Consider the following 12,993-nt stretch of genomic DNA (forward strand, 5'->3'; position numbering starts at 1 on the left):
GTTAAGGGGCGAACAGCTGCGACTCGTCGCGGAACGCCTTGAACTCCAGCGCGTTGCCGGCCGGGTCACGCAGGAACATCGTCCACTGCTCCCCCGGCTCGCCCTCGAACCTCAGGTACGGCTCGATCACGAACTCCGTACCGGCGTCGCGCAGCCGTCCCGCCAGCTCATGGAACTCATCGGGAGTCAGGATGAGCCCGAAGTGCGGCACGGGAACGTCACGCCCGTCGACCGGGTTGCTCTGCGACCGCTCCGCCACGGAGGGCACCTGGTGCGTGACCACCTGGTGCCCGTAGAAGTTCCAGTCCACCCAAGCCTCGGAGGAACGCCCCTCGTCCAGACCGAGCACGCCACCGTAGAACCCGCGGGCACGGTCGAGGTCGTCCACCGGTATCGCCAGGTGGAAACCGGGACGTGCAGTCATCGGAAACTCTCCTTCACCAGGGGCAACGGCCTCACACTCGCCGATACACGCCCCGATGTCGAGCCGACCGGCCGCCGGCCGGGAAGCCCGCACGGGCACCGGCGGGCCGGCCGTCGAGGACGCTCTCACGCGGAGCCGGTCAGACGTCCGCGCCGGAGCTGAGCCAGCGACGCCAGCTCACCCGTTTGACGCCACGCACCGGTACGGCCGCTCGAGCGCTGCGACGATGGGCAGCCTGTCATCCCCGGCATGCTCGTGCCACCCGGTTTCGCCCCGCGGCGATGATGCCACGTCCCCTCGCCGGAGGCGCTCCAGAGATCGCGGTAGGTCGCTCTGTGTCGCCCCGCGTAAGGTCGGTGGGGCGACCGGAGGGAGATCGATGGAGGACGTCTTCGGCGACAGCCGGATCATGGCCATTCTGCGCGGGCTGCCCGAACGCGAGACGGTCGAGCTGGCCGTGCGGGCGTGGGATCTCGGGATCCGGCTGGTCGAGGTGCCGGTGCAGACGCCCGATGCCCTGCCCTCCCTGCGGGCGGTGGTCGCCGCCGGGCGTGAGCGGGGGCTTCCCGTCGGCGCCGGAACGGTGATCTCGCTGGAGCAGGTACGCGAGGTCGCGGCGGCCGGTGCCGCGTTCACCGTGGCACCCGGCTTCGACCCGGCCATCGCCACCGCCTCGGCCGGCATGGGCCTGCCGCACCTGCCGGGCGTGGCCACCCCGGGCGAGATCCAGGCCGCGCTGCGACACGGCCTGACCTGGCTCAAGGCGTTCCCCGCGAGCGCCTTGGGCACGGCGTGGTTCACCGCGATGCGCGGACCGTTCCCCCAGATCAACCTGGTGGCCACCGGCGGCCTGGACGCACGCACCGCCCCGGACTACCTCGCCGCGGGCGCCCGCGTGGTGGCGGTCGGCTCCGCCCTCGCCGACGCCGAACAGGTCGGCCTGCTGTCGAAGCTGTGCTGACCGTAGGCCTGAAAAGCGGAAGGTCGGCGGTTCGACCCCGCCCCTGCCCACCACCTCTGAACAGCCAAGACGCCCCGGAGCCATCAGGCCCGGGGCGTTTTTGACGGCAACGGTGACGGCAACCGCTACCGCAGTTCGTCTTCTGAGCAGTGGGGAATGTTGGGTCGCGACATGCCTGGGATGACATGCACGTCCGCTTGGGAGACCCAGCCCCCATCACCATCCAGCCAGTACCAGAGGCCCTTCCCCTGTAGTTCGACGTAGCAGCGGACCCATACGGTTGTGCCGCCGAGGATGGCGCCGTGCGCGTAGCCGGGTGACCCACCAGGCCCATCTGCAGGCCGAAGGATTTGGGGGTCATGGCCATTCGCCGATAGCGCATGACTGCCCTCATCGGTCCTAGAGGGGTCAAACCATTGGTGATAAGTGAAGGCTCCTACGGGGATGGCACTGGCGAGGGTCAGCGCAAGCCATAGTGCGTTGACCTTCTTCTTCAACGACCGAGCCTCTGCGGCCCGCGTCGCTAACGCAACCACGCAAGTGATCGCGGAGCCAGCCAGGAACATCACGAACCAGGGGACGTGGGCGATCCCCACGACAGCAGCGACTCCGGAGGATGCGACGCCGATGCTGAGCAGGATCAAGTCCGTGTGTGTCCATAGGCCGACGCTCGATTTCCGCCTGACGGGCCGTATGCCCTTGGCGTTGGTCTCATCGCTCTTGGAAGGCACAGCGTCATCCATCTCGGTCATTAGACGAGGATGCCCCGGGATCGGATTCCGGGGCATCCTCGTTGGTCTTGCTGTTCTAACTCAGTGCGTCTCCTAGCTTCTCGGCTGCCTTCCGTTTCTCGTCGAGTGCGGCGTGTGCGTAGATGGTCATCGTGACTCCGATGTCGCTGTGGCCGACGATGTCCCTTCATCCGCGAGATCGGCGCCATGCTCGAACGCGGCCCGACCGCCGGACAACTCGCAGCCGAAGTCGGCACGGCACCCGTCACCCGAGCCAGCGGAAAGGTTCCATACGGTCGGGTTCCGACACGCCGCCAACCGGCCCGCGCGCAAAGCCCTGACAATCCCTGGGTCGCCGACCTCTACCACGCGCTCGCAACCGCGGCAAACGCCACCCACAAACGGTCCGCATCCTCGGTCGCGGCTGGCTCCGCGTCATGCACACCTGCTTCCGCAACGGCACGCCCTACGAACCCGCCGTCCACACCAGGCATGCCACCACGACTGCTTGAGTGCTGCTGCGGCGCTTCCGGTCCTCGCTTCGCTGCGGTCCGGGTCACCTTGCCACCGAATACCCAACTGCCCGACAGGCCGGGCACTACTACGCTGATCTACGGCTAGATCATCAACCAGCCGACGGCATTGGAGCCTGGCGTGGATGAGCCCACTCTCCTGCGGAATCAACTAGCGCAGGGACCACGGCCGACAGGGCAGGCATCGCCTGGTTTGAAGCTCTAGCCGACAACGAGCAATTCAACGCACTGCGCAAACTCGCAGACTTCTTTCTCCAAGCCGGCGCAACCGGCCAAGACGCGCAAGACAGCATCCTCAGAGCCGGCATCCGCCCTACCCACACTCCCGCCGTGCTGATCACGCGCGGAACATTGCGGTCAGGTTGGCAAGATCACGAACCTGCCACCATACGAACGAACCAAGGCGTTCACACTCCTGATCGCCTTGTTCAGCATCGCCGACGAAAGACGGCGCACGCACTTGTGCGCCCGACAGTGCAGCCATGCCTGGCACCACCTCGAAAACACGGCCAGTTGACTCAGGGAACTGCCGCGCGGCTCCCCGACCTGCCTGGCGGTCTGCGTCCGCTTCGCGGCAGAGACGCGATCGACGAGGAGTGACAGGCCCTGGCCCGCACGCCGGACAGGGATGACCCCGGGGTACGGCCAGGAGGAACGTCCGGCGGTGCAGCCAGTGCGCTGCCCGGCTGCCCGAGGGCCGCAGGCGGTCGCGCCGGTACTGCACGGCCTGCCGAGTCGGACGATGTTGCGAAGGCGCCCGCCCGTGTTCTGGCAGTGGCTGCTGTCCGGCTTCGCCGCCCCGCCGACCGAAGCTACTCAGCGTAGTACGGCCGCCAGCAGGTCGGCTCCCAGCGCCGTCAGATCGGGCAGATTGAGGGTGTAACGGACGTAACGACCGTGCCGCCGGGCCGTGAGCAGGCCCGCGCGGCGCAGGGCAGCGAGGTGGCGGGAAACCTCCGGGGGCGAAAGTTCCCAGGCATGGGCCAGCTCACCGGTGGTGTGCGGGCCGCGGGCCAGGGTGCGCAGCAGCCGCAGCCGTACCGGATGCGCGAGTGCCTCCAGCCGTAGCGTGACCGTTTCCAGCGATACCGGCTCCGGTGGACTCGGCTTGGCGACGGGGTACTGCACCACCGGCCGCCGCCCGGGCGCGTGGATCGCCACCAGGTGCGGGCGACCGAAGACGCTGGGGAGGAAGGTGACCCCGGTACCGTGGGCGGCGGTCGCATTGTCCTGCAGCTTGTCCACGATGATGCAGCTGCCGTCCGGCGCCAGGGTCACGGCGCTGGAGACCGACGCGAGTGCCGCCCCGATGCCGTGGTGCCTCAGCAGGTCGTTCTTCAGGCGCAGGTCGGTGGCGAGTTGCACGGCGACGCCCGTCCAGGCGGCGTCGAAGAAGGCCTCCGCGCACTGTTCGAGGGTGTGACGCACCCGCGCCCGTACGACGGCCGGGTCCGCGAGCAGCCGTTCCGCGAAGGCCTCTTGGAGCGCGCCGCGGGCCTGGGCCAGGTCCAGGGCCCGCTCGCGCGCCGTAGCGTCGGCGAGCGGCGACGGCGCGGCGAAGTGGACCCGGTTGCTGCCGCACGTGGTGACGAGTGCGGCGGTCACATAGGTTTCATCGTCGATCCGGTCCACATCGTCCAACTCCTCGGCGAGGGTCGGCCGGGGACGAGCGGGGACCAGGAAGTCGGCTCGTGAGGAACGCCACAGGAACTCCGCCTCCCTGAGCCGCCCGGCCAGCTCCGGCCGCAGCCCAGCCCAGACGTCCCCGGCCCAGCCAGCGAGCTGCGGGTGATGCCCGGGTTCGGCCAGCACATGCAGCATTGCGGTCAGCTCGGCCAGCGGGGAGGCGGCGAACCGCAGTCGCTCGGACGGCAGGCCGCTGATGTCGATCCTCAACGTCATCCCCTCATCATCGCTGGTCGGATGGCCGACGACCGCGTCGCTTGACGGTATCCGTCAACCGACGTGCCCAGCCCGGCGGCCGAACGCACCGTTGACGCCATGGCAACCACCACCAAGATCCAGCCCCGCGCCCTCGTCCGTGCCTCCGGAGGCCCCCGCTATGCCGTCGCCCTGGCCGTGGACGCGCTCGGCACCGGCTTGCTGCGGCCCTTTCTGCTGCTCTACGGGGTGACGGTGCTGAGCCTGTCCGCGTCGGCCACAGGCATCGCCATGACGGTCGGCGCCGTCATGGGTCTGGTGTGCATGCCCGCGGTCGGCCGATGGCTGGACCGGGGCGCACGCAGCACGGTCGTGGCGGCGTCGATGCTGGTGCGGGTGCTGGGCGTGGCGCTGCTGCTGGCCACCCCGGCGGGACACGTCTGGCTGTTCGCGACGGCGGCGCTCTTCCTCGGCATCGGCAACCAGGCATGGCCGGCCGCCCACGCAGCCCTCGTGGCCACGGTCGCCCACGGCCGCGAACGCGACACCGCTCTCGCGGGAGGCCGCGCCCTGCGCAACGCCGGCCTGGGCGCGGGCGCGATCCTCGCCACCGCGTGCCTGGCGGGCGGCACCACCGCACTGCAGGCGCTGGCAGCCGTCACCGGGCTCGCCTATCTCGCTGCGGCAGCCTTGGCGTGGTCGGTCCACGTGCACGCTCATCCGGCCGCTACCCCGGCCAAGGGCAGGGACGACGGGCCCGCACCCTCGATGCGCGCGCTGTTGGCCGCCAACGTGGTCTACGCCTTCTGCCTCAACGTCACCGAAATCGCGGTCCCTCTGGTCCTGGTGACACAGTTGCACACATCCCCGGTGTGGTCGGCAGCCATCTTCGTGGCCAACACGGTGCTGGTGGTCACCCTGCAGGTACCGGTCACCGTCCTGATGTCCCGCTTCTCCCGGCGGACCGTGCTGGCTCTCGCCGGCGTGGTACTCACCGCTTCCTACCTCGGCTTCCTCGCGGCCACCTCGCTGGGACACGGCTGGGGTGCCCCGGCCATCGCCACGGTGGCCGTGGTCTGCACCATCGGCGAGATCATCTATGCAGGCAGCGCCACCGCGTTCGTCACCGCCCTCGCCCCGGCCCACGTCCTGGGACGCGCCCTCGCCCGCTTCCAGCTCTCCACGGGCTTCGGCCTGGCCGCCTCCCCAGCGGTCATCACCGCTCTCGCCTCCCACGGCTCGGCCATCCTCTGGGGCAGCCTCGCCGCTGCGACGCTCATCTCCGCCTCCGCCGTTGCCACCGAGAAGGATCAAAGAACGCGGCTCAGCGGTTGTTGCCGCCGGGCGCGAGCAGGCTCGTGAGCTCGGCGATCGCCTCGGGGAGACGGCTTGAAGTAGCGGCGGACGTTCTCCGGCTTCTAGTGCCGGGATATCGCCATCAGCATCAACAGCGAGGCGCCCTGTTCGCCGAGATAGGTCAGGGCGGAGTGACGGTACTCATGCAGGCCCCACAGCCCGTCCCGGGCCCGCGCACGGCTGTGTGCTCGTCGAGCAGCGCGCGAGCCTGTCCGTACGACTGGCGGGCCAACCTGGTGTCTGGGCAGACGTCGCGGGGGGCGGACGACCTTGCTCGGCCCCGGGTCGGCGGTGGGTGACGAACACAGGCCCGCGCATGCGGCCCTTCAGCAGACGGGACAGCAGCCGGACGGTGCCGGCATCCCATTACACGGGCTCCAGCACGTAGTCCTCGCGAGCCTGGCCCCGGCGGCGGGTTTTGGTCCGGGCGCCCTTACTGGATATCGAACAGGTCCACCCGCCGGGAACGTGACCGCTCGGGCTCCAGTGGACTGGTCGTCGCGTCCGGTAGCGAGGTGTAGAAGGTCATGCGCCCAAGCGTCCGCACGCTGACTTGCGGGTCGCATGACGTGCCGGCCCACGGCGAATGCACATGCGGCCTGACGACAACGTTGACGACTACGTCCCCTTCCATCGGCTCACATGGGCACACGTCGACCACCGTCTGACCTCGGCTCGGATGCTGCGAGCAGGGCTGATGTCACTTCTGAAAAGCGGAAGGTCGGCGGTTCGACCCCGCCCCTGCCCACCGCCAAAGATCAGCGAAAACAGCGCCCGACCTACATGAACAGGTCCGGGCGCTGTTTGCTTTCTGTCCGGCTGTGTACGGCCGTGACCGGGTGGCGGCGGGTGACTGTGCCAAATACGTGCCGAAGCCCTGGCCTCAATGAGCTGCCTCGATGTGCTTGTGGGCAACAGGCTCGGAGCGACCTGGGGTGGGCGCGATGGTGATGGCGGCGAAGCCAGCAGTCCGGAGCTGGTCACGGTAGACGGAAGTGACGTTCCCGAGGCACAGCCGACCTGTTGCTCTGCCGCCCCCTTACCGCAGCCGATGTGCAGTGCCGCTGTCGACCGGCCGCGACACTGCACCCGTTGGTGGCCCACGCCGTCCGGGCCTTACGAGAGTGGGCCGGCCGGGGGTGTCGTGATGTATGGACGCCCGGCAACCACTTCAGGCCCGGTCCAGCGGATGAGTTGCTCGCACACCAGCCGGACGCCGAGCGCCGAGACCATGCCCGTGGCGATCGAGATGGGGATGCCCAGCCAGGGCGGCGACCGCGCAGCGGATTCAGGGCGCAGGCTGGTCTCGGCTCCAGATTTGAACGCCCCGCGGAAGGTCCTCGATGCCGCCGCCTTCGGGGATCATGCCCCAGAGGAAGGGGATCAGGTACTGAGGTGGTTCGCCCAGGAGCGCGACAAGGTCGTCCTCAGTAATGGTGAGGGTGAATCCTGAGCCCGTTCGCCCCGAGTCCCATCCTTGTTCGATGGCCCGTCGGATGCAGCCACTGACGAGAACGGGACGGATTGCGATCGTTCGCTCTCCCAGCCAGTTGTCTGGCCGGGCGCAAGGGAGTGTCACCATAAGAACGCTCACCGGCTCCTCGGCGCGCTCAACGGCGAAGGTGAGAGGGGCCCAGTTGTTGCCCTGGCTGTAGGTCGGCTTGTGTCTGACTAGCCAGCGGTAGACGGTGCCGTCGACGGCGATGGACCGTGAGCCCTTCTTGGGCATCGCCATGGCCGCCTCCGTGCTTGCTGTTGTTCCGGCGCTGTTCCGTGGGGGCACCACAATCAGCGAGGAGTGATGCGAGACGACCGAAAGTGTAATCGCTGCATATCCACGGTTTACAGGGTCCAAACCAAGGTGCTTGGCTCGGTACTGCACCTGGGAACGGCGATTTCTCTCTCGGGCGCGCTGAAAAGAAGCAAGGGGGCTTCCGCGAAGGGAGCACCCGCACCTGCGGCCTCTCCTGATGCGCGCGGAGATGCGCAAGTTCCTTGAATCGAGCCGGCTGCCCGGTGGCTGGCAGATTGGCGGAGACTGCCGACTCATGGGACAGCCGCACATCGTCCATGCGGAGCACGATCTGGAGATGCGATTCCTCAGAGAGAGGAGGCGCGCCTATCCAGGCGGCGTCCCCGGGGCAGGGAAGAACCGCGCCTGACACGAGCGGTGGACCGGCCCATCACTGGACTTCGACCTCCCATCGCCCCATCTCCGCGTCGTCCTAACCGACCGCACCCTGACTCGCGGATCCCGCGACGAGCCGGGCCTATGGGGAACGCGCATGCGACCTGACGACAACGTCGCCTTCCAGCGGCTCACATGGGCACACATCGATCACCGTCTGACCTCGGCAGGAGCGCTGCGACCAGGGCCGATGTCGCTTCTGAAAAGCGGAAGGCCTGCCAGCAGCTCGAAAAGTCCAGCCTCGGTGAGGATCCCGCAGCGAAACACCAGGTCACCGTGCGAAACCGAGGTTTCGAGCCCAACAGGTGCGCAAGAGGTCAAAGGGTGGTGACCATGCCGCCGTCGATGAGCACGTCGGTTCCGGTGATGTTGCCGACGGTGCCGGAGGCGAGGAGCAGCACGAGTTCGGCGACTTCACCGGGGCGGGTGAACCGTTCAGTCGGGGTTCCGGCGACCGCTGCGGCCTTCACAGCGGCCGGGTCGACCGCTTGTGCCCGTCCTACGGTTTCAGCGACGCCGCCCTGGCCGAGCCATAGAGCGGTTTCGACCGGCCCGGGGCTGACGGTGTTGACCCGGACCCCGCGTGGTCCGAGTTCCTTCGACAAGGATTTGCAGAAGCTCCGCAATGCCGCCTTGGCCGCGCTGTAGTCGATCACGCCGGGATCAGGCAGCGAGGCGTTGACCGAACAGACGGTCACGATGGTGGACGGGGCCCGCTCGAGTAGGTGGGGTACGGCCGCGCGGGTCGCGCGTACGGCGGATAGGAGGTTCACCTCCAGTGCCCACTGCCAGTCCTCGTCTGTGACGCTGAGGAATCCTCCGGTGCGGGGGTGGACTCCGCCGACGTTGTTGACGAGCACGTCCACCCCGCCGAAGCGGGCCACCGCCTCGTCCACGAGGGCCTGGCATCCCGATGTGGTGGTGAGGTCGCCCAGGACGATGGCGACGTCACCCTGGTCGGCGAGGCCGCTGAGGCCGGCGGAGTTCTCCCGCGCTCCCGCCGCGACGCGGGCTCCCTCCCGGATCATGCCTTGCGCCACCGCGAGCCCGATTCCTTTGCTGGCGCCCGTGATGACGGTGGCCTTGCCGGCGAGGTCGAGGTTCACAGCGACTGCCCGTGCAGCCAGGTCAGGCACGCGTCCGCGACCTCGCGCCAGCCGGAATCTATGGTCAGCGAGTGGGATCGGTCGTCGAACTTCACAATGTCGGTGACGGCCTCGGAGTGGCGGTACTGCTTCAGCGTCGAGCGGGTGACCGATTCCGGGACGGTGTGGTCCTTGCCGCCGGTGATCAGCAGCAGTGGTCCGCGGTTCTCGTTGCCCGTGGCGACCTTCGCCGGCGAGTGCGGGTTGAAGTTGGCGGACGCCGCCTCGAACAGCGGGCGTCCCGGCGCCGGAATCGTCCAGTGCTCGTACAGCTCCTGGGACTCCTTCTCCGACACGGCGTTGGCGAAGGCGAACCGGAACTGCTCCGCGGTCAGGGAGACCGCGCGGTTCTTGTTGGCCGGGTTCTTGAACACCGGCAGCGTCGCCTTCAGCGCCGACAGCGGCACCGGCAGGACGCCCTTGATCTGCGCCGCGTCGATCGCGATGGCCGCGACGGCCCGGTCCTGCCCGAGCAGCTTCTGCGCGATCATCCCGCCGAACGAGTGGCCGATCAGGACGGGCGGCGACGGCAGCCCATCGATGATGCGGGCGAAGTGCTCGGTGACATCGTCGATGCCGTGGCCCGCGATCGCCTCGGGATCGGCCCGGGACGCCTCGACGGTGTCGCCGTCGCCGGGCCAGCCCGGGGCATGCGGCTCGTACCCGGCGTCGCGGAACAGGTGCGTCCAGGGCTCCCATGAGGTGGCATGGAGCCACAGGCCGTGGATGAAGAGTACGGGCGTCGCCATGGTTCGGTCCTTTCGTCGCTGCGCCCGGCTCGTTGGAGCCGAACTGCGGGACCGACCCTAGGGAGATTCGGCTCGCGCGGCTTCTGTCGCCGGTTGGGTCGCGTGGCGGGGCAGGGCGTGACGACATCCGGCCGGCTAGCGTCACATGACTGAATCTGATCCCGGCGTCCGCGGACCGGCGCGGCCGTTCAGCGCGGCGCCCAGTTGCGCACGCGAGGTGATGCCGAGCTTGGGGAAGATGCGGTAGAGGTGGGAGCTGATCGTACGGTGGGACAGGTACAGGCGCTGCGCGATTTCTCGGTTTGACAGGCCTTGTGCGGCGAGCTGGGCGATCTGGGCTTCTTGCGGCGACAGCAGCTCACTCGGGTCGGCAGTCGGCTGCCATCCCCCTTCCCCGGTCGCGCGAAGCTCCTGGTCGGCCTGTTCGGCCCAGGCGCGGGCACCCAGCGCGTCGAAGGTGGCGCGGGCGGCTCGCAGCGGGACGCGGGATTCGACGACGCGGCGATGCCGTCGCAACCACGAGCCATAGGCCAGTTCCGCGCGGGCCCGATGCCACGGCAGCCGGCGACCGCCGCCGTCGAGGGCACTGCGGAACAGCGCCTCGGCAGCCGTGTCGTCGGCCAGTACCGCGCGGGAGTACTCCAAGGCGATCCTGGCCGCAGGCGAGGGATCGTCGCCGGTGATGCGCTCGATCGTGGCCAGCAGGGCACGCCCGTCGTCCTGGCGACCGGTGTGTACGGCGGCGTCGGCCAGGTAGCCCAGCGCCCACACCTGCTGGACGCGCTGAAAAGCCGGGTCCCCCGGATCGAACACGCGCCGCAGATGCTCGTACGCCTGCTCGTAGCGGGCCGCGCTCAGCTCGGTCAGGCCACGGGCGAGCTGAACACCGGCGAGCAGGGAGGACGTGGCAACCGGCGTACGGAACGCGACCCGCTCGGCGTCAGCGAGCAATGCCGCGTCCGAGTCGCGGCTGCCGTGGACCGCGCCGAGGGCGGCGATCGCGATCCGGGCCGTCGCGGCCCAGAGGGTCTGGCCGGTCTCATCGGCCAGTCGCATCGCCTCGTCGGCCGAGCGTGCGAGATCGAAAGCGCCGAGGTAGAACGCGGCCCAGGCTCGTATGGCGAGGGCCTCGGCGAGCAAGCTCAACCGGCCCTGCGAGCGCAGCGTCTCAACCGGGGTGGACAGGAATCCGACCGCGCGGGCGAAGTCGCCCGTGCAGAACGCGGCGATACCGAGCAGGCCGGCCGCTTGCGGACGGCCGTCCGCATCGGCAGGCCACGGGGCGAGGTGGCCGATGACGAACGGCCCGCGCTCGTGGGATTCGGCAAGCGCGCAGATGGCCAGCAGGCGGGGGTCGTCGTCCGGCAGCGACGCCTGCTGTGCCGCGAGGACGATCTCGTGGCGGACGTCCGCTCCAGGATCGCTCCACCACACCCGCCGTGCGGCGCCGACCAGAAGCTGTACGGCAAGGTCGGAATCATCGGTGTGCAGGGCCTGCCCGGCCAGGCTGATCAGTCTCCGCACCTCCGCGGGCTCACTTGAGGAGCCGTCATCGAAGACGCCCTCGAGCCACGCCAGCCGTGACTGATCCCGAGGCCGAAGCACCATCCCGGCGACCTGGCCTTTGATCTGCTCGACCTGGCTGAGGCGGCCCAGCTCGAACGCGATCTCAGCCGCGCTGAGCAGGCGCGCCCCTCGCATCGACGAATCCGGGCTGAGCGCCGCCGCTCGCCGTAGCCACGCCACGGCCGACACCAGGGCGCCGCGCCGTACCGCGTTGCGGGCGGCCCGCTCAAGGTCGGCGGCGACCTGTTCGTCGGCCGTCGTGATCGACGACGCCCGATGCCACGCGGCCCGATCCGGATGCGGGCCCGCCAGGACCTGGGCCAGAGCGGCGTGGCCCGACTGCCGTAGCGCGAGCGGTGCCGCCTGCCGCAGCGCCGAACGAACGAGGGGATGCCGGAAGTGGGCGGATACGCCGTCAGAGATCAACAGGCCCTCGTCGAGTGCCGGCTGGCCGGCTTCCAGGCCGACTTCGGCACCCGCGACGATGCTCGCCGCGGCCAGCATCTCAGCCAGGTCCGCGCCGTCGTCCAGCGCGGCCACCATCAGCAGCATCCGTGTCACGGCAGGCAGGTGCTCGGCCCGGGACACGAACGCGCGCTCCAGCCGGGTGGTCATCGGCAGATCCTCGGACAGCTCGGTCCAGCCGAACCGGCCGGACCCCATGGCCACCGGGAACTCGAGCAACGCCAGCGGGTTACCCCCCGCCTCCCGCAGCACACGTTCGCGCAGCACCGGCGTCAGCTCCGGCGCGGACTCGTCGACCAGCACCGATGCCGAGGGCTCGTCGATGCCGGTGACGGGCACCCATTCCATCGAGGGGTCATCCCTGATCATCTTCGATCCGGCTCGCACCGAGGCCAGCAGCATGACCCGCTCGCCCTCGATGCGCCGGGCAACGAACGCCGCGACATCGACCGACGGCTCGTCCATCCACTGCAGGTCGTCCAGCGACAGCAGAACGGGCGCCTGCCGGGCTGTGTCCACCACGAGCTCCAGCACGGCGAGCGCGATGAGAAACGGGTCCGGCGCGGCCACGTCGCTCATGCCGAATCCCGACAACAACGCATCCTTCTGGCGCGCCGGCAGATGGACGCTGCGGGACAAGATCGGCCTTAGCACCTGATGAAGGCTCGCGAAGGGCAGGTGCGTCTCCGACTCACTCCCCCGCGCGGTCAGCACCGTGAACCCCCGCGCCCGAGCCTCACCGACGACAGCGGCCTGGAGAGCGCTCTTGCCCACGCCGGCCTCTCCCACCAGACCGATCGCGCGGCCCCGCACATCAATGCCGTCCAGCCGATCGCAGAGACCGCCAAGCTCCTCGTCACGGCCGAGCAGTGATTTCCCGCCTGTCACCGCTCCAGCATGACGGGTAAAACGCGGACCGGGTACCGGCCGGCGGGGCTCCCGAGTCGAGCAGCTCAGCGGCGACCGCGACGGGTATCAGCGGTCACGAGGTGGA

10 protein-coding genes and 1 pseudogene are annotated in these 12,993 nt (G+C 69.2%); 4 read left to right on the plus strand and 7 right to left on the minus strand.

Features of this window, described 5'->3' with window-relative positions; all coding sequences use genetic code 11:
* Position 1: 1 nt before the first annotated feature.
* The gene (locus FB559_RS40515; protein WP_141962881.1) at positions 2–424 is read right to left on the minus strand and encodes a VOC family protein; all 423 of its coding nucleotides are present in this window, start codon (positions 422–424) and stop codon (positions 2–4) included.
* 379 nt (positions 425–803) lie between these two features.
* On the opposite strand from FB559_RS40515, the gene FB559_RS40520 reads away from it, so the two are divergent.
* Positions 804–1,385: a bifunctional 4-hydroxy-2-oxoglutarate aldolase/2-dehydro-3-deoxy-phosphogluconate aldolase gene (locus FB559_RS40520; RefSeq protein WP_141962882.1), complete on the plus strand. Its 582-nt coding sequence runs from the start codon at positions 804–806 to the stop codon at positions 1,383–1,385.
* A 125-nt stretch (positions 1,386–1,510) separates the two neighbouring features.
* Here the strand turns inward: FB559_RS40520 and FB559_RS40525 are convergent, their stop codons facing one another.
* Complete coding sequence (locus FB559_RS40525; RefSeq protein ID WP_141962883.1) at positions 1,511–2,137, minus strand: hypothetical protein; 627 nt, start codon at positions 2,135–2,137, stop codon at positions 1,511–1,513.
* A 695-nt stretch (positions 2,138–2,832) separates the two neighbouring features.
* On the opposite strand from FB559_RS40525, the pseudogene FB559_RS46975 reads away from it, so the two are divergent.
* Positions 2,833–2,946 (plus strand): annotated as a pseudogene (locus FB559_RS46975) (hypothetical protein); the annotation flags it as partial.
* Between the two features lie 121 nt (positions 2,947–3,067).
* Positions 3,068–3,166: a DUF5958 family protein gene (locus FB559_RS46980; RefSeq protein WP_425455132.1), complete on the plus strand. Its 99-nt coding sequence runs from the start codon at positions 3,068–3,070 to the stop codon at positions 3,164–3,166.
* A gap of 299 nt (positions 3,167–3,465) precedes the next feature.
* Here the strand turns inward: FB559_RS46980 and FB559_RS40535 are convergent, their stop codons facing one another.
* Positions 3,466–4,551 (minus strand): helix-turn-helix domain-containing protein, encoded by a 1,086-nt coding sequence (locus FB559_RS40535; protein ID WP_141962884.1) that lies wholly within the window; start codon positions 4,549–4,551, stop codon positions 3,466–3,468.
* Positions 4,552–4,650: 99 nt separating this feature from the next.
* On the opposite strand from FB559_RS40535, the gene FB559_RS46375 reads away from it, so the two are divergent.
* Complete coding sequence (locus FB559_RS46375) at positions 4,651–5,892, plus strand: MFS transporter (protein WP_141962885.1); 1,242 nt, start codon at positions 4,651–4,653, stop codon at positions 5,890–5,892.
* 1,282 nt (positions 5,893–7,174) lie between these two features.
* Here the strand turns inward: FB559_RS46375 and FB559_RS40550 are convergent.
* The 4 genes from FB559_RS40550 to FB559_RS40565 all read right to left on the minus strand — a co-directional run bounded on the left by FB559_RS40550 (position 7,175) and on the right by FB559_RS40565 (position 12,887).
* Positions 7,175–7,621 carry a hypothetical protein gene (locus tag FB559_RS40550; protein ID WP_221640684.1) on the minus strand — a complete coding sequence of 149 codons (447 nt, stop codon included), beginning with the start codon at positions 7,619–7,621 and terminating at the stop codon, positions 7,175–7,177.
* A 770-nt stretch (positions 7,622–8,391) separates the two neighbouring features.
* On the minus strand, positions 8,392–9,180 hold the full coding sequence (locus tag FB559_RS40555; protein WP_141962886.1) for an SDR family NAD(P)-dependent oxidoreductase: 789 nt from the start codon (positions 9,178–9,180) through the stop codon (positions 8,392–8,394).
* The gene (locus tag FB559_RS40560) at positions 9,177–9,968 is read right to left on the minus strand and encodes an alpha/beta hydrolase (protein WP_141962887.1); all 792 of its coding nucleotides are present in this window, start codon (positions 9,966–9,968) and stop codon (positions 9,177–9,179) included. The genes FB559_RS40555 and FB559_RS40560 overlap by 4 nt, the downstream gene beginning before the upstream one ends.
* Before the next feature lie 141 nt (positions 9,969–10,109).
* On the minus strand, positions 10,110–12,887 hold the full coding sequence (locus tag FB559_RS40565; RefSeq protein WP_185792709.1) for an ATP-binding protein: 2,778 nt from the start codon (positions 12,885–12,887) through the stop codon (positions 10,110–10,112).
* Positions 12,888–12,993: the final 106 nt, after the last annotated feature.

Source organism: Actinoallomurus bryophytorum (assembly GCF_006716425.1).
Taxonomy (GTDB): domain Bacteria; phylum Actinomycetota; class Actinomycetes; order Streptosporangiales; family Streptosporangiaceae; genus Actinoallomurus; species Actinoallomurus bryophytorum.